Genomic DNA, 20,219 nt, shown 5'->3' with positions numbered 1-20,219 from the left:
ACCGGATGCTGAGGCTGGACCGGCTGGTCAACGTGCTCGGCGGGTACGGCGCCCGGCTGTGCTGCGCCCCGGCCTCCCGGGACGTCGAGCTGCGCAGTGTGGTCGTGCACGACCCGACCGACGCCCGTCCCGCGACGGGTGAGGTGTTCCTGGCCGTCGGCGTGGGCTCGGCGGCCGAGGCGGTCCGCCTGGCGCGGGCGGCGCGCGCCGTCGCCATGCTGGTGCGGGTGAGCCCGCCGCTCGACGAGGCCGTGCTCGCCGAGGCCGTGGGCGCCGGCATCGCCGTGCTGCTGGTCGAGCCCGAGGTCTCCTGGAGCCAGCTGTCCGGGGTGGTCTACGGCCTGGTGCTCGAAGGGCGCGAGACCGACGCCGGGCGGGGGCCAACCGACCTGTTCGCCTTCGCCGACACCCTCGCCGACGAGGTCGGCTCCGCGGTGACGATCGAGGACCAGATGTCCCGTGTCCTGGCCTACTCGGGCTCGCAGCAGACCGCGGACCCGGCCCGGCTTGAGACCATCCTGGGCAGGCGGGTGCCGGATGCCGTACGACGGCTGTTCGAGGGCAAGGGGGTCTTCGCGCACCTGGCGACCTCCGACGAGCCCCTGTTCGTCGGCCCCTCCCCCGAGCACGGCCTCAGGGGCCGCATGGTGGTCGCCGTGCGGGCGGGGCGTGAGCTGCTGGGGTCGATCTGGGTCGAGTGTGAACGGCCCCTGCCGGAACGGCACAGGACGGTCCTCGGTGACGGGGCCCGGGCGGTGGCGCTGCACCTGCTGCGCTCCCGGGTCAGCGCCGACCTGGAGCGCCAGGTAGAGTCCGACCTGGTCATCCGCCTGCTGGAGGGTACGGCCGACGCCCACGCGGTGATCACCAGGCTCGGCCTGCCGAGGGGACGGTTCCGGGTGATCGCGCTCCAGGCGCACATCGCCGAGGAGCGGCACGCCGCGGTGCTGCTGGCGTTCGAGCGGGCCACCACCGGTTTCGGCTGGTCACGGCCCGGGCGCAGCACGCTGTTCGGCAACACCCTGTACACGCTGCTGCCCTGCGGCAACGACGTGACCCCCGCCCTGGACTGGCTGGCCGCGATGGTGCGGGTGCTGCCCCGGCAGGTCACCGTGCTCGCGGGCGTCGGCGGCACCGCGGACCCGGCGCAGCTGCCCTCCTGCAGGCAGGAGGCCGACGAGAGCCTCGCCCTGCGGGCGGCCCGGCCCGGCGGCGGCGTCGCGGTCGTCTACGACGAGTCGTGGGATGAGATCCTGCTGCAGCGGCTACGGGCCGCGGCCTCTGCGGGGCGCGTCCCCTCCCGGGGCCCCGTCGCCGACCTGACCAGGCACGACGCCGAGCACGGCACCCGCCACATCGCGACGCTGCGCGCCTGGCTTGAGGCGCAGGGGGACCTGGCCGCCGCCGCCGAACGTCTCGGCGTGCACCCGAACACCGTGAGATACCGGCTCAGGAGGATGGCCGAGATCACCGATCTGCGGCTCGACGTGCCGGAGAAGCGGCTGGCGATGATCATCGCCCTGGCCGTCGGCCGCCCCTGATCTTCGGTCTTTGTCGTTGTCCGTCAAACCTCCCCGATCCACTTGTCCGCGGCATACAGTTCATTTCCCCTCTGTTCCGACGATGCTCGAATGGTAGGAACCCCTCAAGAAGCGAAAGAAGTGGTCATGGGTGTCGACGGTGGGCCGCGCTCGGTCGTGGTGATCGGTGCCGGTGTGGTGGGCCTGTCCACCGCGTGGTTCCTGCGGGAGCACGGGGTCGAGGTCACCGTGGTCGACCGCGACGGCGTCGCGGCGGGCGCCTCGTGGGGCAACGCGGGCTGGCTCTCCCCCGGCCTGGCGATCCCGTTGAACGAGCCCGGCGTCCTGAAGTACGGCCTGCGCTCCCTGCTCGACCCCGGCGCGCCGCTGCACGTGCCCGCCACCCCCGACGTCAGGCTGTGGACCTTCCTCACCCGGTTCGCGGCGAACTGCACCTGGAGGTCGTGGAACCGCGCCGTTCGCGCCAACCTCGCCTTCAACGAGGAGTGCCTCGCGGCGTTCGACACCCTGACCTCCAACGGTGTCGAGGCCCCGACCATCAAGGCCCCCATCACCGCGGCCTTCGAGAACGTACGGCAGGCCACCGGCCTGCTGCACGAGCTCAGGCGTATCGACGGCTCCGGCCTGAAGATCGACTACACCGCGCTCGACGGCGACGCCCTGCGCGAGCAGATGCCGCAGCTGTCCTCCAAGGTGCGGGCGGGCATCCGGCTCGACGACCAGCGTTACGTCGACCCGGGACGGTTCACCCACTCGCTGGCCGAGTCGGTCGTCGCCAAGGGCGCCGTCATCCGCTCCGGCTTCCGGGTGACCGGGGTGCACGAGGAGGCGGGCGGCCTGGCCGTACGGTCGGGGGCCGGGGAGACGGTCGTCGCGGACGCCGTTGTCCTGGCGACCGGCGCCTGGCTGAACGATCTCGGCGCCGCCTGGGGGGTCCGGGTCCCGGTGCGCGCGGGACGCGGCTACTCCTTCACCGTCCCCACCGACAAGCCCGTCCCCGGGCCGGTCTACCTGCCCGCCGTCCGGGTGGCGTGCACGCCGTACCAGGACAAGCTGCGGGTCGCGGGGACGATGGAGTTCCGTGACGCGGACGCCCCGCTCGACCGGGCACGCATCGACGCGATCATCGCCTCGGCCAAGCCGCTGCTGTCCGGCGTCTCGTGGGACGGGCTCACCGACGCGTGGGTCGGCCCGCGTCCCGTCACCCCCGACGGCCGTCCCCTCGTCGGGGCGACGAACGCGCCCGGCAGGTTCGTCGCGGGCGGGCACGGCATGTGGGGGCTCACCCACGGCCCGGTCACCGGGCGCCTGCTCGCCGAGCAGATCGTCACGGGCAGGCAGCCCGCCGCCCTGCGGGACTTCGACCCTGTCCGCTGAAGGTCCGCTGAAGGGTCCGCTGCAGGACCCCCTCCGTGAGGCCCGGTGGATCCGGGCCTCACGGAGTGGTCGTCAGGCCAGGGTGACCGTGACCGGCAGGGTCTTGATGCCGTTGACGAAGTTCGAGCGGACGCGGCGCGACTCGCCGGCCGGCCTGATGTCGGAGATCCGGGGCAGCAGTTCCTCGAACATGACCCGCATCTCCAGCCTGGCGAGCGCGTTGCCCAGGCAGAAGTGCGGGCTGCCCTTGCCGAAGGTGATGTGGTCGTTGTCGGCGCGGGTGACGTCGAACCGGTAGGGGTCGTCGAAGACCCGCTCGTCCCGGTTGCCCGAGGCGAACCACATGACGACCTTGTCCCCCTCGCGAATCCGCCTGCCGTGCATCTCCACCTCACGCGTGGCCGTACGGCGGAAGTGGTAGACCGGGGAGGCCCAGCGCAGGAACTCCTCGACGGCGCCCGGCATCAGCGACGGGTCCCGGCGGAGCCGCTCGGCCTCGCCCGGGTTGTCGATCAGCGCGCGCATGGAGTGCGTGATCGCGTGCCTGGTGGTCTCGTTGCCCGCGACCACCAGCAGCAGGAAGTAGTTGTCGAAGTCGCGCTCCGACAGGGGGACCCCGTCCGCGGTCGGCTCGTTGACGAGCTTGCTGACCAGGTCGGTGCCGTCGCCGCCCCGGCGCTTGCGGGCCAGCTCCCGGCCGTACTCGAAGACCTCAAGGGAGGCGGGGCTGCGGAAGGGCAGGTCGCGGTACTTCTCGCTCTCCTGGCTGTGCAGCAGCACGTCGGCGTAGTCGGGGTCGGTGTTGCCGATGATGCGGTTGCCCCAGTCGATGAGCTGCTGGGTGTCGTCCTCGGGGACGTCGAGCATCTTGGCGAGCACGTTGATCGGGAAGTCCGCCGAGACCTCCTTCACGAAGTCGAAGGTGCCCTTGGCCAGGGCGGCGTCCAGGGTCCTGGCGGTCAGGCCGCGCAGGAACACCTCGTATCCGGCGATCGCGCGGGGCGTGAACTGGCGCTGCAGGATCCGGCGGAGCACGCCGTGCCGGGGGCCGTCGGTCTCCAGCAGGGAGCGCCGGATGGTCGCCTGGCGCTCGTCCACCTCTTCGAGGTTGGTGAACTTCGTCGAGGTGAAGGTCTCGGCGTCGCGGTCGACGGCCACGATGTCGGCGTGCCGGGTCACCGACCAGAAGCCGCTGCCGTACTCGCCCTCGTCCTGCCAGTGCACCGGCGCCTCGGCCCTGAGCACGTCGAACATGCGCCAGGGGGTGTCGCCGTCCAGGAACTTGTCGTTGTCCGCCAGGTCGACCTCGTCGAGGCGCATGGATCTCCTCCGGATGGTGTTCGGATGACGTCCCGTCACTCCTGGACGGGGTCGGTTTCGAGCAGGTAGTAGGGACCCGCGCCGAGCAGGTAGCTGTCGAGCTCGGCGCCGGTCGGGAAGCTGTTGAGGACGGCGGCGTCCCGCTCCCCCGGATGGCCGGCGGCGCCTTCCACGGAATCCATGCTCACGGTGTCTCCCTCGACTCGCCTCATTTGGCCTCGAACCATACGTTCGACGTCAGTCCCGAAAAGGACGCAAAGGCCAGGAAAAAACCACCTCTGAGCGGACTTTTCGCAGCTCAGGATGGATCGTATGGGTCCGAACAAGTATAGGTCACCCTTGCCGGAGCCCCGATCCCCCGATCGGCGCCGCCGCACACGGCCGTCAGTCCCGCACGGGCGCCCCCTGCCCGATCCGCGCGTAGGCCCGCGGATCGGCGGACCGCAGGTAGGCGCCGTAGACCAGGCCGACGACGCCGACCAGCACCACGACGGCGGGCAGCGCCCAGTTGAGCGCCGAGTCCGGCGGGGTGCCGAGCAGGGCGGAGAAGTTGGTGAACGCGACGTACAGGACGGCGAACAGCGCCAGCCCGGCCAGCACCGGGGCGATCGCCACGTTCCAGGCGCTCTCCCCCCGTCGTTCCCTGCGGAAGAAGCCGACGACCGCGACCGAGGTGGCGACCAGCAGCAGGATCACGCCCAGCGCGCCGAGGTTGGTGAACCAGTTGAACAGCGTGCCCATCGGGTCCCCGCCGAACAGGCCGAAGGCGATCACGACGACCGCCGCGAAGACGGTCTGGCTGACCGACCCCATGTACGGCGAGCCGTGCCTGGGGTGCGACAGTCCCAGCTTCTGCGGCAGCACGCCCTCACGGCCGAGCGCGAAGAAGTACCGCGCGACCGCGTTGTGGAAGGAGAGCGTGGCGGCGAACACCGCCGTGATCAGGAAGACCTGGCCGAGGGTGGAGAAGGCCGGGCCGAGCGCCCGTTCACCGAGCACGAAGACCAGTTCGGGGCCGTGTTCGCGGGAGGCGGCGATGACGTCGCCCGGCCCGGCTCCCATCGCGGTCGCCCAGGCGGTGAAGGCGTAGAAGACACCGATCACGGCGACGGCGATGTAGGTGGCCCGGCTGACGGTCCTGCGCGGGTCCCGGCACTCCTCGCTGTAGATCGCCCCGGACTCGAAACCCATGAAGGCCGCCATCGTCCACAGGAACGCGGCGCCGACCGCTCCCGTGGTCAGCGCGCTCCAGCCGAACGGCTCCAGCGACAGCCCCTGTGGGGCGGTGGAGATCTGGGAGATGTCGAAGACCAGGACGAGCAGGCCCTCGCACACCAGCAGGACGGCGAGCACCCTGGCGTTGAGGTCGATCCTGCGGTAGCCGAGGAGGGCGATGACCGCCAGGAAGACGAGCGAGACGATCCACCAGGGCACCTCGACACCCAGGGTGCCGGAGAGGAATCCCGAGGTGCTGAAGCCGAGCAGGCCGTACAGCCCGACCTGCATGGCGTTGTAGGCCACCAGCGCCACGAAGGCGGCGCCGACACCGGGGACACGGCCGAGACCGTGGGTGATGTAGGCGTAGAAGGCGCCCGCGTTGGAGATGTGACGGCTCATCGCGGCGTATCCCGCCGAGAAGAGGGCGAGCACGGCGGCCAGGATGAGGAACATCAACGGCACGCCGAGCACACCGGTGGTCGCGAAGTTCTGTGGGGTTCCACCCGCCGCGACGGTCAGCGGGGAGGACGCGGCGACCACGAAGAACACGATGTCCGGCACGCCGATCCGTCGGCGTGACAGCGTGGCCGGGGTGGCTGCCGATTCGTTGACGGCCATGGCGACCCTCCATTGGGACAGAACAGAAGCATGGGGCGGCACGGAGACATGTTTCGTTCGTACCCGTACGAACCACGTGGCCGGGATCGTATGTGCTCAAATGAAGTTGACGCAAGAGCCCATTCCCACGGATCGAAAATCTGGCCCGCATGCCGCCGGTGAAACCAGGGCGAACGGCGGAACCTCCCTCTACCCCTCCCGCCGACCTGCGAGTTCACCGACATACCACGAAAAGTCGCGACATTGTTCGAGCAGTTCGTTTGACTCCAAACGAACTATCACCGGCCTTGACCGTCGCCATTGGCAGGTCCTAGTTTGTTTGGAGTCAAACGGTTAGGAGAAGCGGATGGCCACTGTCGCCGGTATCCCCGTCCGCAACGACCACCGGATCGGCGGCGAGCGGGTCGGTGCCCGCCCGACGGCGGGGACGGTGCGGGTGGACCACCTCTCCGTGCGGGGTCTCAAGGCGCCGATCGGCGGATCGCCGGAGCCCGGGGCCTGCCGTGCGGGCGGTTTCCCGGCGCCGCACCGACCCCTGTCCCTCCCCGTATCACCAGGAGTAGTGAAATGAAGGTCATCGTCGACATGGGCGTCTGCAAGGACCACGGTCAGTGCGTCTTCTCCGCGCCCGAGGTCTTCCGGCTCGACGAGAACGGCCGGCTGGCCTACGAGCCCGACGTGGACGAGGCGCTGCGCGACGCCGTCGAGGAGGCCGCCGACGTGTGCCCGCTGCAGGCCATCACGGTCGAGGGGTGACGGTGGCAGCGAGCCGGATCGTGATCGCGGGCGCCTCCATGGGCGGCCTGCGAGCGGCGGAACGACTGCGGGCGGGCGGTTTCACCGGGGAGATCGTCGCGGTCGGCGACGAGCGGCACCTGCCGTACAACCGGCCGCCGCTGTCGAAGGAGGCGCTGGCCTCGGAGGTCACGCACGAGGCGGTCGCCTTCAGGCTCCGCCCAGCGGTGGCCGACGTGATATGGCGGCTCGGCGTCCCGATCGCCTCGGCCGACCTGGCCGCGCGCGCCGTACGGCTCGCCGACGGCACCGAGATCGGCTACGACGGGCTGGTGGTGGCGACCGGGATGCGTCCGAGGCGGCTGCCCGTGCCCGGCCCCGAGGGGCGGCACGTGGTGCGGACGCTTGAGGACGCGGCGGCGCTGCGCGCGCGGCTGCTGCCGGGGACCAGGGTGCTGGTCGTCGGAGCCGGGTTCATCGGCTGTGAGGTCGCGGCGACCGCCCGCGTGCTCGGCTGCCGGGTCACCGTGGTCGCCCCCGAGGCCGAGCCGATGCTCCGCCCGCTCGGCGCCGGGTTGGGGGCCGCGCTCCGGCGCCGTCACGAGGAGGAGGGGGTGCGGTTCCTGCTGGGCCGTACGGTCAGGCGCTTCCTCGGGGAGGGTTCCCCCGCGGGGGCCGAGTTGTCCGACGGGACCGTGGCCGAGGCCGACGTGGTCGTCGAGGCGGTCGGCTCCGCGGCCAACACCGAGTGGCTCGGGGGCAACGGCCTGGACCTGTCCGACGGTGTGCTCTGTGACAACGCGCTGCGGGTCGAGGGCCGTCCCGGCGTGGTCGCGGTCGGCGACGTGGCGCGCTTCCCCAACCCCCGCTACGACGACGTCGCCCGGCGGGTCGAGCACTGGAGCGTTCCTACGGACACGGCCAAGCGCGCGGTGCCGACCCTGCTGGCCGACCTCGGGCAGGCCGGGCACGATCCGGCCCCGTTCACGCCGCTGCCGACCTTCTGGAGCGACCAGTACGACCTGCGCATCCAGTCCTTCGGCGCCCCGGGGCTCGGCGGCGACGACATCCGGGTGCTGGAAGGCGATCTCGGCGGGGAGGTCGCGGTCGGTTACCACGACGGCGGCGGACTCGTCGGTGTGGTCATGATCGGCCTGCCCTCGGCCCTGGCCCGCTACCGCGCCGAGCTGATGCGGGCGCCCGCGGCGGCCTGACCCCGCGTCCCGCGGGACGCTCACCCGTGCGTCGGCACCGCTGTGCGGCCGGACCTTCCGGAGGCCGGGAACACACGGATGCCCGGCGGGGCACGGCTGGCGCCGGGCGGCGTGACGTTGTTCAGTGAGGGCATGAGCGCGGGCAGGGGCCGGGTCGCCGTCGTCGTGATGACGCCGGGCGGTACCCGGCCGCCCGTGGACGGCGACGTCTCATGGAGGCCTCAATGAGTGACACCCCCGTCCTGGCCGACTCCGTCAGGATCACCGACGACGCGGTGGAGATCCTCGACCGGCGCGTCTACCCGTTCGAGGTGCGCTGGGTGCGCTGCACGACCAGCGAGGAGGTCGCGACGGCCATCGAACGGATGGTCACGCAGAGCTCGGGACCGTTGTTCGCGGCGACCGCCGGACTCGTCCTGGCCGCCCGCGAGGCCCGGCGGGAACCGCCCGAGGAGGCCGTCGCCCACCTACGCCGGGCGGGTGCCAGGCTCATCGCGACGCGGCCGACGAACAACCACATCCGCGACGCCGTACAGGGAGTGCTCGGGGTGGTGCTCGACGGGCCGGAGGCGGCCTCGGGCACGGAGCTGGTCGAGGCGGTCACCCGGGCCGCCCACGCGCACGACGCCGCCTACCGGGAGCGCAGCGCCGCCCTGGGCCGTCACGCGGCGAGCCTGCTCGGTGACGGCGCGCGGGTGCTCACCCACTGCTGGGCCGACGCCTTCCTCATCGCGACCGTGCGGGCGGCGCGGTCCGCGGGCAAGCACCTGGAGTTCGTCTGCACCGAGACCCGCCCCTACCTGCAGGGGGCCAGGCTCACCGCGGCCACGCTCGTCGAGATGGGCTACCGGCCGACCCTGATCACCGACGGGATGGTCGCGGCCGCGCTGGCCGACGGGCTCGCCGACGTGGCGCTGACCGCGGCCGACCGGGTCACGCTCGACGGTCACGTGGTCAACAAGGTCGGCACACTGGGGGTCGCCCTGGCCGCGAACGCCTTCGGCGTGCCGTACCACGCGCTGATCGACGCGCCGGACCCGCAGGCGCGCACGATCGACGACGTCGTGATCGAACGGCGTGACGGCGACGAGGTGCTGCACGTGCTGGGGCGGCGCACCGCAGCGGAGGGGGTCGTCGGCTACTACCCGGCCTTCGACGCCACCCCGCCGCGCCTGGTGACCAGAATCGTGACCGAGCACGGCGTCTACGAGCCGTCCCGTGTCCGCGACCACTTCGCCGTTTCCGGCCACACCGAGGAGAGCTGATGGTTCACGGCATCGAAACCGACGCCCCGTCGCACGCCCCCGACCTCGTGGAGGTGCTCGCCCGATGACCGGATGGACCGTGCTCGACATCGAGGGGACGACGAGTTCCACCGAGTCCGTACACGTGGGGCTCTACGCCTTCGCCAGGCCCAGGCTCGGGCCGTGGATCGAGGCGAACCGGGACGACCCCGAGGTCCGTGCCGCCGTCGAGGAGATCGGCGGCGCCACGACCGAGGAGGTCGTGAAGGTGCTGCACGACTGGATGGACCACGACGTCAAGGCGACGCCGTTGAAGACGCTGCAGGGGCGGATCTGGGCGGAGGGGTTCGCGGCGGGCGAGCTGACCGCGCACTTCTTCCCCGACGTGGCCCCGGCCCTGCGCGCCTGGCACGCCGGGGGGAGGCGTCTGGCGGTCTTCTCCTCCGGCTCGGTCTCCGCCCAGCGCCCGTGGTTCGCGCACACCGGGGACGGGGACCTGTCCGTCCTCGTCGAGGGGTGGTTCGACACGGTGAACGCGGGGCCGAAACGGGAGGCGTCGTCCTACCGGCGCATCGCCGCCGAACTCGGCGGGACGGACCTGCTCTTCCTGTCCGACGTGCCCGCCGAACTGGACGCGGCCGCCGCCGCGGGCTGGCGGACCACGGGCCTGCGCCGTCCTGGCGAGCCAAGTGAGAACGCCGACTTCGGCCCGCACCCGGTCGTGGCGTCCTTCGGGGAGCTGAGTTCCGGGGAGCCGGGCTTCGGGGGGCCGCGATGAGCGCCGGGCGGGACTTCCGTACGGCGGAGCTGGTCCTCGGGGCCGGTGCCCGGCTGGCGGCCGAGTCGGCGCGTTTCGCCGGGCTCGGCTGGATGCGCGGCACCTCGGGCAACCTCTCCGAGGTCGTCAGCCGTGACCCGCTGCGGCTGGCGGTCACCGCCAGCGGCCTGGACAAGGGTGAGCTGACCGCCGCCGACGTCTCGGTCGTCGGCCCCTCCGGTGAGACGGTGCCGGTCGAGGGCGTCGAACCGCGCAGGCCCTCGGCCGAGGCGGGCCTGCACGCCCGGGTCGCGGCGCTGACCGGCGCGGGCGCGGTCGTGCACGTCCACACCGTCAACGCCGTCGTCGCCGGGCACCACTGGCCCGCAGGCGTGCCGCTGCGCGACATCGAGATGCTCAAGGGCATCGGACGGCTGGCGCACGACGACGAGGTGGTCGTCCCGGTGATCGCCAACAGCCAGGACATGGCCGAGCTCGGAGACCGTTTCGAGGAGGCCCACGACGCGGCCGTCCCGGCGGTGATCGTGGCCCGGCACGGCCTGTACGCCTGGGGCCGGGACCTGACGCACGCCAGGCACGTCACCGAGTGCGTCGAGTGGCTGCTCGCCTACGCCGTCGCCGTACGCTGAGGCACCGCGCCGGCCCCTCGGCGTACGGGGCCTGCGGCCGTGACACGGCGCGGCACGGGCGGAGGCCGTCGCCCTACCCGGCCGGTCGCCCCGCGCGGATAACCGCTGGCCGCGTGCCGACCCTGCGTGGCAGGGTGTGACGGTGCCCGACCTGACCGGACTGCCGCGTTCCGTCGCCGAGGCCGTCGCCGCCGAGCGTGACGGCGGACGGCTGCGCTACCTGTTCTTCTGGGGCCACCGGCCGCCGCGCGGGGGCGGCGCCGGTGCCGGATGCCTCAGCCAGTGGTGGCGGGCTCCCTTCCCTGCGGAGAACGCCTTCGGCGGCGGCGAGCACGTCTTCCCCTCGGCGGAGCACCACATGATGGCGCACAAGGCGTGGCTGTTCGGCGACGACGAGACGGCGGCGGCGATCCTCACGGCCACGCACCCCGGCGAGGCGAAACGACTCGGCCGCGAGGTCCGCGGCTTCGACGAGGCCGTGTGGGCGGAGCACCGGTACGCGACCGTCGTGCGCGGCAACGCCGCCAAGTTCGGCGCGCACCCGGAGCTGGGGGACTTCCTGCTCGGCACCCGGGACCGGGTTCTGGTCGAGGCCAGTCCCGTCGACCCGATCTGGGGCATCGGACTGACCGCCGACGACGAACGCGCCGCCTCCCCGGCCACCTGGCGGGGTCTGAACCTGCTCGGCTTCGCCCTCATGGACGTCCGCGACATCCTTGCGGGAACCCGCTGAGGGCGAGTCCGTGAAAGCGATCCGGTGGATCGGGTGAGAAGGGGTGACCGCCGACCGCGCTGGAAACGGGAGACCTTCGTGACCTCGATCTCATGGGCCGTCCGTGCGGGGAGCCCCGAGGCCGTGCCTCACTCCCTCGACGAGGCCGAGTGGTTCGGCGCGATCTTCGACGCCCACTTCGCCGAGATCCACCGCTACGCCGCCCAGCGGCTGGGCGACGACGTCGCGGAGGACATCGTCTCGGAGACCTTCCTCACGGCGTTCCGCAAACGGTCGCGTTACGACCCGTCCCGCGCCGGGGTCCGCGCCTGGCTGTACGGCATCGCGACCAACCTCATCGGCAGGCAGCGCCGCGTCGAGGTGCGCACGCTGCGCGCGCTCGGCCGGCACGGCCCCGCCCCCGACGCCCCCGGGCACGAGGAGCGCGTCGCGGCGCGGGTCAGCGCGGAGAGCCTGCGGCCGAGTCTCGCCGCCGCCGTCGCCGAACTCCACCAGCGTGACCGCGACGTGCTGCTCCTGGTCGCCCTCGCCGACCTCAGCCACGAGGAGGTCGCGGCGGCCCTGGGCATCCCCTACGGAACCGTGGGATCACGCCTGAACCGGGCCAGGCGGAAGCTGCGCGCCGTCCTGGGTGAGACCAATCCGATGCTCGACCCCGAGGAGACCCGCCGTGGATGAGCTGGAGACGCTCCGCGAGCTGTACGGCGAGCCACGGCCCGACCCGATCCTCAAGGCCAAAGTGCGCCAGGCCCTGGACGCCGAGGCCGGGCGGCCACGCCTGAGGTTCGTCAAGGGGATCACCGGGGTGCTCGCCGCCACGGCGACGGTGGGCACGGTGGTGGCCACGGCGGTGGCGGTGGCGGTCGTGGTCACGGGGGCCACGACCGCCGGGCCGGGGCGGGCGCCCTCCTCGGCGGCGTCGCCGTACGTCACGGAGAGCGCGACCGGCTCCGGGCGGTCGATCCTGCTGGCCGCCGCGGTGACCGCCGAGGCGGACGTCGCCGCCGACGGCCCGTACTGGCACGTCAGCAAGCTGAACCGGCGGACCTACCCGGAGTCGTTCGGCCGCGACGGCGACCGTTACCGGGTCGTCGAGTCACGGCTCACCGAGCAGTGGGTCGCCGAGGACGGCGACGGGATCTGGGTCGGGACCCGCTCCCTGGGCGCGCGCCCGGCGGGCGAGGCCGACGAGGAGGCCTGGCGTCGTGACGGCTCCCCCGCCACGTGGCCGGTGCCCGGTGGGACGTTGTCCGCCGCACCCGACCGGGGCCGGCTCAGGGCCGTGACCGACGGGACGGCGTTCAGCATGGCGGGCAAGCCGATGACCCTCGAACAGATCAGGGCGCTGCCCACCGACCCCGGCGCCCTGCGGGAACAGGTCGCCGACCTGGTCAGGGACGCGCCGGGCGGCTCTCTCGACGGCGTCGTCGCGGACGCGCTCAGCGGCCTGCTGTGGAGCAAGCCGTCGCCGCCGAAGGTGCGCGCCGCCGCCTACCGGGCACTCGCCGACCTGCCCGAGGTGCGTTATCTCGGTGAGACGAAGGACGAAAGGGGCAGGGCCGGGGCGGCCTTCTCCTTCACCCTGCAGACCGCAGGCGCCACACGGCTCCCGGTGGCCGTGCGGCGGACCCTCGTCATCGACCCCGTCTCCTCACAGGTGCTGTCCTCGACCGTCACCGGCAAGCCGGGCAACGGGGACGACCAGGTCGAGGTGGTCCTTGAGGCGGGCTGGACGACCGGAAGACCGGCCGTCCCCGCCCTCCCGGTCAGCTGAGACAGGCGGGCTCGGTCGCCAGGTCGCGGAGCAGGTCGGCGAAGGCGAGCGCCTGCTCGGCCGTCATGCGGGGCTCGGGGCCGACGTAGAAGACCACGATGTCGCCGTTGAGCGACGTCGTGGCGGTGAACGGAAGCGTTGGGGAGATAACCATGATGCTCCGCATTCTTGCCTGCCCCACCGACAGTTCGCACATGGTTTACGCCCGCGGAGCCCGGCGGAGGCCGTGACGGGAGAGGGCGGCGCCCCCACCGGCCGAAGCCCCGTCGGGCGGTGGGGACGCCGTCCGTACGGCGCGGTCCTCACGCCAGGCCCGCGATGTCCTCCGCCCAGTGGCAGGCCACGCGGTGCCCCGGAACGACCTCTCTGACCTGTGGGACCTCCTCAGCGCAGCGGGTCTGCCTGCGGAAGGGGCAGCGGGTGTGGAAGGGGCAGCCGCTCGGCGGGGCGGCCGGGCTCGGCAGGTCCCCGCTGAGGATGATCCGCTCCCGCCGCGCCTCGGCCACCGGGTCGGGCAGCGGAACCGCCGACATCAGCGACACGGTGTAGGGGTGCAGCGGGCGTTCGAACAGCTCCCCCGAGTCCGCCTCCTCGACCAGCCTGCCGAGGTACATCACGCCGACCGTGTCGCTCATGTGCCGCACCACGGCCAGGTCGTGGGCGATCAGCAGCGTCGTCAGCGACAGCGTCCGCTTGACCTCCTGGAGCAGGTTGACGATCTGCGCCTGGACCGAGACGTCGAGCGCGGAGACCGGTTCGTCGGCGATCAGCAGGTCGGGTTCGAGGATGATCGCCCTGGCGATGCCGACCCGCTGGCGCTGGCCACCGGAGAACTCGTGCGGGTAGCGGTGCTCGGCCGTGCGTGGCAGCCCGACCTGGTCCAGCGTGTTCAGCACCTTGGCACGCCGCTCCCCGCGCCCGCCGGGCACGCCGTGCACACGCAGCGACAGCTCCAGGATGTCGCCGACGCTCTGGCGCGGGTTGAGGCTGGCCATCGGATCCTGGAAGACCATCTGCATCCGGCGGCGCATCGGGCGCAGCGCGCGTTCCCGCATCCCGGCCAGGTCGACGCCGTCGAAGAACACGCTGCCCGAGGCGACCGGTTCGAGACGCAGCAGCGCGCGGCCGAGGCTTGACTTGCCGCAGCCCGACTCCCCGACCAGCCCGTACGTCCGCCCCTTCGGCAGGTCCAGGCTGACCCCGTCCACGGCGCGGACGTACTCGACGGGGCGGTTGGTGACCGCGGCGCGCCTGGCCGGGTAGCGCACCCGCAGGTCGCTGATCCGCACCAGCGGCTCGGGGCTCTCCCCCTCGGCGGGGGCGGCGGACTCCCGCGCCGTGACAGCGGCGGAGACGGGGACGGGGGCGTCGCCCGCCGGGTGGACGCACCGGAACCGGTGGCCGGGAGAGTCTTCGGTCATGGGCAGGCCGGGGACCATGCAGGCCTCGTCGGCCACCGCGCACCGGGACGCGAACGAGCACCCAGACTCCCAGGGCAGCCGGTCGAACGGCGAGCCGGGGATCGGGGTGAGCGGCGTGTCCCGCGGGGAGTCGAGAGCCGGGATCGAGGCGAGCAGGCCACGGGTGTAGCGGTGCATGGGCCTGCGGAACAGCTCCTCCGCCGAGGCCGTCTCGACGACCCGCCCGCCGTACATCACGCTGACCCGGTCGGCCAGGCCCGCGACGACGCCCAGGTCGTGGGTGATCATCAGCAGGGCCGCGCCGTGGTCCCGGGCCAGCCTGGCCAGCAGTTCGAGGACCTGGGCCTGGATCGTGACGTCGAGCGCCGTGGTCGGCTCGTCGGCGATGAGCAGCTTGGGGCCGCACGCGATCGCTGTGGCGATCATGACACGCTGGCGCATGCCGCCGGAGAGCTGGTGCGGGTACTGCCGCATCCTGCGGCGCGGGTCGGGGATGCCGACCTCACGCAGCAGTTCCTCCGCGCGGGCCCCGGCCGCCGCCTTCGACAGGTCGGTGTGCCGCAGCAGGACCTCGGTGATCTGCACGCCGATCGGCACGACCGGGTTGAGCGAGGTCATCGGGTCCTGGAAGACCATCGCCAGGTCACGGCCGCGCCTGGCCGACAGCTGCCGGTCGTTCAGCGTGGTCAGGTCCTCGCCGTCGAACACGATCTCGCCCTCGACCCGCGCCGAGGCGGGCAGCAGCCCGAGCAGCGCCAGCGCGGTCGCGGACTTGCCGCAGCCGGACTCGCCGACCAGCGCCACGACCTCCCCGGCCTCGACGGTGAGGCTGACGCCGTCCACGGCGGCGATCGCGGGCTGGGCGGAGGCGAACCGTACCCGGAGGTTCCGTACGTCGAGCAGGGACATGGTCACCTCGTGGTCTTCGGGTCGAGGACTTCGCGCAGGGCCTCACCGACGAGGGTGAAGCCGAGCGCCGTGACGGCGATGCAGGCGCCGGGCAGCAGCGCCAGATGGGGGGCGCTCTCCAGCCTGGCCTGTGCCTTGACCAGCATGCGGCCCCACTCGGCGACCGTCGGGTCGGCCTGCCCGAGGCCGAGGAACGACAGCGCGGCCACCTCGATCGTCGCCGTCGCCAGGACGAGGGTGGCCTGCACGATCACCGGACCGACCGAGTTGGGCAGCATCTGGCCGAACACGATCCGGCTCGTCGGCACGCCCACCGAGCGGGCCGCGACCACGTAGTCCAGGCCTCGCTGGGCCAGCATCGACCCTCTGAGCAGGCGGGCGAAGACCGGCACCTGCGCCGCCGCGATGGCGATCATCACGGCGACCGGACTGCGGCCCATCACGGCGGCGACGCTCACCGCCAGCAGCAGCGCGGGGATCGACAGCATCACGTCGGTCACCCGCATCGCCAGCGTGTCGACCCAGCCGCCGAGCCCTCCGGCGAGCAGGCCGACCAGCGCCCCGACGAGCAGGCCGAGCCCGGTCGCGGTGACACCGATCACCAGCGACTGCCGCGCGCCGTACACGAGCTGGGTGAACAGGTCGGAGCCGAAGCTGTCGAGGCCGAGCAGGTGGCCGGGGCCCGGCCCCGGCACCGACGACGGGGTGATCCTCCCCGCCCACTCGGCGCTGCCCGGCTCGTACGGCGTCAGCAGCGGCGCGGCGAGCGCGATCACCGTGAACAACAGCACGATGACGCCTCCGGCGACCGCGGACCTGCGTCGGAGCAGGCGGCGCAGCGCGACCCCCCACGTCCCGCCGGCCCGCGCCGGGACGGCTGCGGCGGTCGGGGCGCTCATCGCTGCCTCGCCCTGGGGTCGATGACCGCGTACGACACGTCGACCAGCAGGTTGACGATCGCATAGATGACCGCGATGAACAGCACGAATCCTTGGAGCACCGGATAGTCCAGATGGTTGACGGCGGTGAACAGGAACTCCCCGACCCCGTTGAGCGCGAACACCGTCTCGGTGAGCACCGCCCCGGCCAGCAGGGCACCGGCCTGCAGGCCGATCGTGGTGGAGACGGGCAGCAGCGCGTTGCGCATGACGTGCCTGCGCCGGATCACGGCCCGGGTCAGGCCCTTGGCGCGCGCGGTGCGGACGAAGTCCTCGTTCATCACTTCCAGCACCGAGGCCCTGGTGATCCGCACGATGATCGCCAGCGGGATCGCCCCGAGGGCCATCGCGGGCAGGATCAGGTGGCGAAGGGCGTCCCAGGCGGCGTCCCACTCCCCGGTCAGCACCCCGTCCAGCACGTACAGGCCGGTCGGGTGGGTCGCGTCGAGCCTGACGTCCTGGCGTCCCGCCGTCGGCAGCCAGCCGAGCCGGATCGCGAAGACGTACTTCAGGAGGTAGGCCAGGAAGAACACCGGGACCACGACCCCCAGCAGGGACGCCCCGACGGACAGGTGGTCCAGCGGACCGCCCCTGCGGCGGGCGGCGAGGTAGCCGAGCGGGATGCCGGCCACGACCGCGAGGCCGAGCCCGGCGACCGCCAGTTCGACGGTCGCCGGGAAACGCTCAAGGAAGCTGTCCACCACGCTCTGGCCCGTCCTGATGGAGGAACCGAGGTCGCCCCGCGCGAGCCGCCCGAGGAAGAGCAGGAACTGCTCGGGAAGCGACCGGTCGAACCCGTACAGGTGGTTGACCCGGTCGATCCCCTCCTGGGTGGCCCGCTCGCCGAGCAGTGCCCGCGCCGGGTCCCCGGGCAGCAGCCGCAGCCACACGAACAGCAGCAGGCTGAGGCCCAACAGCACCGGCACGACCAGGGCCAGGCGCCGGGCGACGAAGGCGATCATGTCGTCTGTTCCCTAGCCCTTGATCTGGAGGTTGTTCCACACCTCGGCCGCGAGCGGGCTGGTGACGTAACCGGAGATCCTGGGCGAGAGCGCGAGCGAGGGGACCGGGTGGGCCACCGGGATGCCCGGCAGCAGGTCCATGAGCTCCTTGCTCACCGTGGCGTACTTCTCGCCCTGCTCGGTGAGGTTGCGCGCGCTGCGCGCCGCGGCGACCGACTCGAACAGCTTCTTGTCCTCGAAGCCCCACTCGACGGTCTTGCGGCCGAAGAAGATGCCGAGGAAGGTGTCGGCGCTGTTCATGATGCCCGTCCCGCCGAGGAGGTACAGGCCGTGGTCGGTCTTGGCCTTGATCCTCTCCAGGTACTCGGGACTCCACTTCTCCGGTACGGCGTTGACCTTCAGCCCGACGGCCTCAAGCTGGGTGCGGATCGCCACGAAGGTGTCCTCCGGACTCGGCATGTACGGCCTCGACGTACCGGTCGGGTAGTTGAAGGTGACCGTCTTGCCGACCGCGCCCGCCTCTTCGAGGAGCTTCTTCGCCTTGGCCGGGTCGTGGTCGTAGGTGGCGACGCTGTCGGCGTAGCCGTTGACCGGCGGCGGGATGAACTGCTCGGCGGGCTTGGTTCCCGCGGGCAGCGTCTGGGAGACGATCGCCTGCTTGTCCAGGGCGTGGGCGATCGCCTTGCGGACCCTGATGTCGGCCAGCAGCGGGTCGGCCTGGTTCATGCCGAGGTAGAGGATGTTGAGCGGTTCCCTGGGCAGGACCTGGAAGCCCGCGCCGGACAGCCCCTGCACGTCCGCGGGCGCGACCAGGTCGTAGCCGTCGATCTCACCGCTCTGCAGCGCCTGCAGCCGGGCGGTGCCGTCCGGGATGATCCGTACGACGATCTTGTCGATCTTCGGCTTCCCGCCCCAGTAGCCGGGGTTGGCGCGCAGCGTCAGCCGCTGTCCCTTCTCCCATGACTCGAACAGGTACGGTCCCGTGCCGGTGGGGTGGGCGGATGAGTACTCGTTGCGCCGGACGTCGCCGGAGGCGCCGGGGTCGTCGGCCTTGTACTGCTTCAGGGCGGCCGGGCTCTGCATGGCGAACGACGAGATGGCCAGCGCGGGGATGAGGCTGCCGTAGGGGCGGGTCAGCGTGATGGTGACCGCGTCGCCCTCGGCGGCGCAGCTCTTGTAGATGCTCTTGGTGAGCGCCGGGTTGTCGCTGGTCTTGAAGCCGGCGAAGACCAGTTGGTACAGGTTGCTGATGTTCTCGGCCTGCAAAGGACCGTTCCAGTTGTACCAGCGCTCGAAGTTGAAGCAGACGGCCTCGGCGTCGAAGGGTGTGCCGTCGGAGAACTTCACACCCTTGCGGAGCTGGAAGGTGTAGTTCAGGCCGTCGTCGGTCTGCGACCAGGAGGTCGCCAGGCCCGGCGCGGGCTCGGCCGTGCCGGGCTTGATCGACACCAGACCTTCGAAGATCTGGTTGGCGACCCGTGTGCTCTCGCTGTCGGCGACGAACGCCGGGTCCAGCGCGACCGGCTCTGAGGCGGCGGCGAAGACGAACGTCCCCGCCTTGTCGCCGCCCGCGGCCGTCTTCTGCGTGCCGCGTTCGCTGGAACAGGAGGTGATCGCCAGCGCGAGACCGGTGGCACCGGCGACTGCGATCAGGCGTCGGATGCGCGTGGTGGTTGGGCTCACGGGTCGGCCTTTCTTCAAAACAGATGGTTGGAGCTTGTCCCCCGACGGGTGCGCTCGCGCGCGGGTCAGCCCACGGCGGGCTCGGTGTCGATCTCTCCGACCCGCAGCTCGTCCGGGTTCTGTGGCAGGTCGGCGACGGCGGCGCGCACGCCCTCCGTGCCCAGCCTGTTCACCAGGTCGAGCGCGCCGAGGTTGGCCTTGAGCTGTCCGACGCTGCTGGCTCCGAAGAGCACCGAGGCCGTACGCGGGTGGGTGAGGGCGAAGGCGATCGCGAGCTGCGCGGCGGTCGCGCCCAGCGCCTCCGCCCGTGCGGCGAACGCGTCGCGGACCTTCTCGGCGTGCCTGGTCATGCCCGTGGGGCCGAGCGGGCGCTCGCTGCCGGCGGCGCGCCGCCCGGCCAGCACACCGACGGCCAGCACGTTCGTCGTCTGGATGACCAGATCCCAGCGCTCCATGACCTCGGCCAGCTCACTGTCCTCGCCCATCTTCCTGGCGATGGCCGAGTACGGCAGCTGCAGCACGCTGGGCAGCGGCATGCCCTCCTGGTGCGCGTAGGCGCAGGCCTCGTCGATCTCGGCGGGGGTCGCGTGGTTGATGCCCCAGTACCTGGTCAGCCCGGCCTCCACCAGCCCGGCCATCTGACGGACGATGTCCTTCATGTCCACGACGGTCTGGAAGTAGTAGGCCGTGTCCGGGTTGTAGATGACGCAGTCGGCCGCGTCCACCCTGGCCCGGGGCAGGGACTCCGCGAGCTGGTCGCGGAAGGAGGGGCGCGGCCCGCCGTACCAGAGCTTCTCGGTGTGGAAGTAGTCCTCCCTGGCGATGCCCGCCGCGTCCCGCGCCGCCGCGAACCGCATGTCGGTCTCGGAGACCGGATCGTCCGGCCGGGCGGCCGAGGTGTAGTGGCCCACGTCGAACCACGTGACCCCCGCGTTCCTCGCGGTCGTCAGGAACTCGACGATGTCCTCGTGACGCATCCGGTCGTAGGTGTGGTAGGAGCCGATGCTCAGCGCGGACACCTTGGGACCGTTAACGCCCAGGGAGTGATACCTCATCATGCGGCGGTGTCTCCATACTCTCGGTTGGGTTCGACCAGCGTGGGCAGCGCCGCAAAATTTGTCAATA

The 20,219-nt window shown here is 71.9% G+C and carries 19 protein-coding genes; 10 read left to right on the top strand and 9 right to left on the bottom strand.

Going from position 1 to position 20,219, the window contains the following annotated elements; all coding sequences use genetic code 11:
• The first annotated feature begins 5 nt into the window (after positions 1–5).
• Complete coding sequence (locus ABZ463_RS10030; RefSeq protein ID WP_362775049.1) at positions 6–1,541, top strand: helix-turn-helix domain-containing protein; 1,536 nt, start codon at positions 6–8, stop codon at positions 1,539–1,541.
• A 126-nt stretch (positions 1,542–1,667) separates the two neighbouring features.
• Entirely contained in the window at positions 1,668–2,918 is a 1,251-nt protein-coding gene (locus tag ABZ463_RS10025) for an FAD-dependent oxidoreductase (RefSeq protein ID WP_352008704.1), read from the top strand.
• Between the two features lie 72 nt (positions 2,919–2,990).
• On the opposite strand, the gene ABZ463_RS10020 is transcribed toward ABZ463_RS10025, so the two are convergent.
• The 3 genes from ABZ463_RS10020 to ABZ463_RS10010 form a co-directional block, all read right to left on the bottom strand.
• Complete coding sequence (locus ABZ463_RS10020) at positions 2,991–4,238, bottom strand: cytochrome P450 (protein WP_352008703.1); 1,248 nt, start codon at positions 4,236–4,238, stop codon at positions 2,991–2,993.
• A gap of 35 nt (positions 4,239–4,273) precedes the next feature.
• Complete coding sequence (locus ABZ463_RS10015) at positions 4,274–4,420, bottom strand: hypothetical protein (protein WP_352008702.1); 147 nt, start codon at positions 4,418–4,420, stop codon at positions 4,274–4,276.
• 202 nt (positions 4,421–4,622) lie between these two features.
• Positions 4,623–6,074 carry an APC family permease gene (locus ABZ463_RS10010; RefSeq protein ID WP_352008701.1) on the bottom strand — a complete coding sequence of 484 codons (1,452 nt, stop codon included), beginning with the start codon at positions 6,072–6,074 and terminating at the stop codon, positions 4,623–4,625.
• A 567-nt stretch (positions 6,075–6,641) separates the two neighbouring features.
• Here ABZ463_RS10010 and ABZ463_RS10005 point away from each other — a divergent pair.
• The 8 genes from ABZ463_RS10005 to ABZ463_RS09970 all read left to right on the top strand — a co-directional run bounded on the left by ABZ463_RS10005 (position 6,642) and on the right by ABZ463_RS09970 (position 13,181).
• Positions 6,642–6,830, top strand: a complete 189-nt coding sequence (locus ABZ463_RS10005) for a ferredoxin (RefSeq protein ID WP_352008700.1) — start codon at positions 6,642–6,644, stop codon at positions 6,828–6,830.
• Entirely contained in the window at positions 6,827–8,023 is a 1,197-nt protein-coding gene (locus ABZ463_RS10000) for an FAD-dependent oxidoreductase (RefSeq protein WP_362775043.1), read from the top strand. Before ABZ463_RS10005 ends, ABZ463_RS10000 begins: the two co-directional genes overlap by 4 nt.
• 224 nt (positions 8,024–8,247) lie before the next feature.
• Positions 8,248–9,288: a s-methyl-5-thioribose-1-phosphate isomerase gene (locus tag ABZ463_RS09995; protein ID WP_362775041.1), complete on the top strand. Its 1,041-nt coding sequence runs from the start codon at positions 8,248–8,250 to the stop codon at positions 9,286–9,288.
• Positions 9,289–9,352: 64 nt separating this feature from the next.
• On the top strand, positions 9,353–10,045 hold the full coding sequence (gene mtnC, locus ABZ463_RS09990) for an acireductone synthase (RefSeq protein WP_362775038.1): 693 nt from the start codon (positions 9,353–9,355) through the stop codon (positions 10,043–10,045).
• Positions 10,042–10,674 carry a methylthioribulose 1-phosphate dehydratase gene (mtnB, locus tag ABZ463_RS09985; RefSeq protein WP_362775035.1) on the top strand — a complete coding sequence of 211 codons (633 nt, stop codon included), beginning with the start codon at positions 10,042–10,044 and terminating at the stop codon, positions 10,672–10,674. Before mtnC ends, mtnB begins: the two co-directional genes overlap by 4 nt.
• Before the next feature lie 136 nt (positions 10,675–10,810).
• Positions 10,811–11,407, top strand: a complete 597-nt coding sequence (locus ABZ463_RS09980; RefSeq protein WP_362775032.1) for an NADAR family protein — start codon at positions 10,811–10,813, stop codon at positions 11,405–11,407.
• A 78-nt stretch (positions 11,408–11,485) separates the two neighbouring features.
• Entirely contained in the window at positions 11,486–12,085 is a 600-nt protein-coding gene (locus tag ABZ463_RS09975) for an RNA polymerase sigma factor (RefSeq protein WP_362775029.1), read from the top strand.
• Positions 12,078–13,181: a CU044_5270 family protein gene (locus ABZ463_RS09970; protein WP_362775026.1), complete on the top strand. Its 1,104-nt coding sequence runs from the start codon at positions 12,078–12,080 to the stop codon at positions 13,179–13,181. Before ABZ463_RS09975 ends, ABZ463_RS09970 begins: the two co-directional genes overlap by 8 nt.
• Here the strand turns inward: ABZ463_RS09970 and ABZ463_RS09965 are convergent.
• The 6 genes from ABZ463_RS09965 to ABZ463_RS09940 all read right to left on the bottom strand — a co-directional run bounded on the left by ABZ463_RS09965 (position 13,174) and on the right by ABZ463_RS09940 (position 20,152).
• Positions 13,174–13,335: a hypothetical protein gene (locus ABZ463_RS09965; protein ID WP_352008692.1), complete on the bottom strand. Its 162-nt coding sequence runs from the start codon at positions 13,333–13,335 to the stop codon at positions 13,174–13,176. The two genes, ABZ463_RS09970 and ABZ463_RS09965, sit on opposite strands and share 8 nt — an antisense overlap.
• A gap of 148 nt (positions 13,336–13,483) precedes the next feature.
• Complete coding sequence (locus ABZ463_RS09960) at positions 13,484–15,511, bottom strand: ABC transporter ATP-binding protein (protein WP_362775023.1); 2,028 nt, start codon at positions 15,509–15,511, stop codon at positions 13,484–13,486.
• 2 nt (positions 15,512–15,513) lie between these two features.
• A complete protein-coding gene (locus ABZ463_RS09955) occupies positions 15,514–16,410 on the bottom strand; it encodes an ABC transporter permease (protein WP_352008690.1) in 897 nt (298 codons plus the stop codon).
• Positions 16,407–17,411, bottom strand: coding sequence for an ABC transporter permease (locus tag ABZ463_RS09950; protein ID WP_352008689.1), 1,005 nt, complete (start codon positions 17,409–17,411; stop codon positions 16,407–16,409). Before ABZ463_RS09950 ends, ABZ463_RS09955 begins: the two co-directional genes overlap by 4 nt.
• 12 nt (positions 17,412–17,423) lie before the next feature.
• Positions 17,424–19,094 carry an ABC transporter substrate-binding protein gene (locus ABZ463_RS09945; RefSeq protein ID WP_352008688.1) on the bottom strand — a complete coding sequence of 557 codons (1,671 nt, stop codon included), beginning with the start codon at positions 19,092–19,094 and terminating at the stop codon, positions 17,424–17,426.
• A gap of 65 nt (positions 19,095–19,159) precedes the next feature.
• The gene (locus ABZ463_RS09940; RefSeq protein ID WP_362775018.1) at positions 19,160–20,152 is read right to left on the bottom strand and encodes an aldo/keto reductase; all 993 of its coding nucleotides are present in this window, start codon (positions 20,150–20,152) and stop codon (positions 19,160–19,162) included.
• Between the last annotated feature and the right edge of the window lie 67 nt (positions 20,153–20,219).

The sequence above is a fragment of the Streptosporangium sp. NPDC020145 genome, assembly GCF_040631275.1.
In the GTDB taxonomy this organism is placed as follows: domain Bacteria; phylum Actinomycetota; class Actinomycetes; order Streptosporangiales; family Streptosporangiaceae; genus Streptosporangium.
Note: the sequence above shows the minus strand (reverse complement) of the source record. Positions and strands in the feature narration are given on the sequence as shown.

Coding starts and splice junctions, on each gene's coding strand:
- ABZ463_RS09960 (WP_362775023.1), bottom strand. CDS start 15,511: ATGTCCCTGCTCGACGTACGGAACCTCCGGGTACGGTTCGCCTCCGCC.
- mtnB (WP_362775035.1), top strand. CDS start 10,042: ATGAGCGCCGGGCGGGACTTCCGTACGGCGGAGCTGGTCCTCGGGGCC.
- ABZ463_RS10015 (WP_352008702.1), bottom strand. CDS start 4,420: ATGGATTCCGTGGAAGGCGCCGCCGGCCATCCGGGGGAGCGGGACGCC.
- ABZ463_RS10025 (WP_352008704.1), top strand. CDS start 1,668: ATGGGTGTCGACGGTGGGCCGCGCTCGGTCGTGGTGATCGGTGCCGGT.
- ABZ463_RS09965 (WP_352008692.1), bottom strand. CDS start 13,335: ATGGTTATCTCCCCAACGCTTCCGTTCACCGCCACGACGTCGCTCAAC.
- ABZ463_RS10030 (WP_362775049.1), top strand. CDS start 6: ATGCTGAGGCTGGACCGGCTGGTCAACGTGCTCGGCGGGTACGGCGCC.
- ABZ463_RS09940 (WP_362775018.1), bottom strand. CDS start 20,152: ATGATGAGGTATCACTCCCTGGGCGTTAACGGTCCCAAGGTGTCCGCG.
- ABZ463_RS10010 (WP_352008701.1), bottom strand. CDS start 6,074: ATGGCCGTCAACGAATCGGCAGCCACCCCGGCCACGCTGTCACGCCGA.
- ABZ463_RS10020 (WP_352008703.1), bottom strand. CDS start 4,238: ATGCGCCTCGACGAGGTCGACCTGGCGGACAACGACAAGTTCCTGGAC.
- ABZ463_RS09950 (WP_352008689.1), bottom strand. CDS start 17,411: ATGATCGCCTTCGTCGCCCGGCGCCTGGCCCTGGTCGTGCCGGTGCTG.
- mtnC (WP_362775038.1), top strand. CDS start 9,353: ATGACCGGATGGACCGTGCTCGACATCGAGGGGACGACGAGTTCCACC.
- ABZ463_RS09955 (WP_352008690.1), bottom strand. CDS start 16,410: ATGAGCGCCCCGACCGCCGCAGCCGTCCCGGCGCGGGCCGGCGGGACG.
- ABZ463_RS10005 (WP_352008700.1), top strand. CDS start 6,642: ATGAAGGTCATCGTCGACATGGGCGTCTGCAAGGACCACGGTCAGTGC.
- ABZ463_RS09995 (WP_362775041.1), top strand. CDS start 8,248: ATGAGTGACACCCCCGTCCTGGCCGACTCCGTCAGGATCACCGACGAC.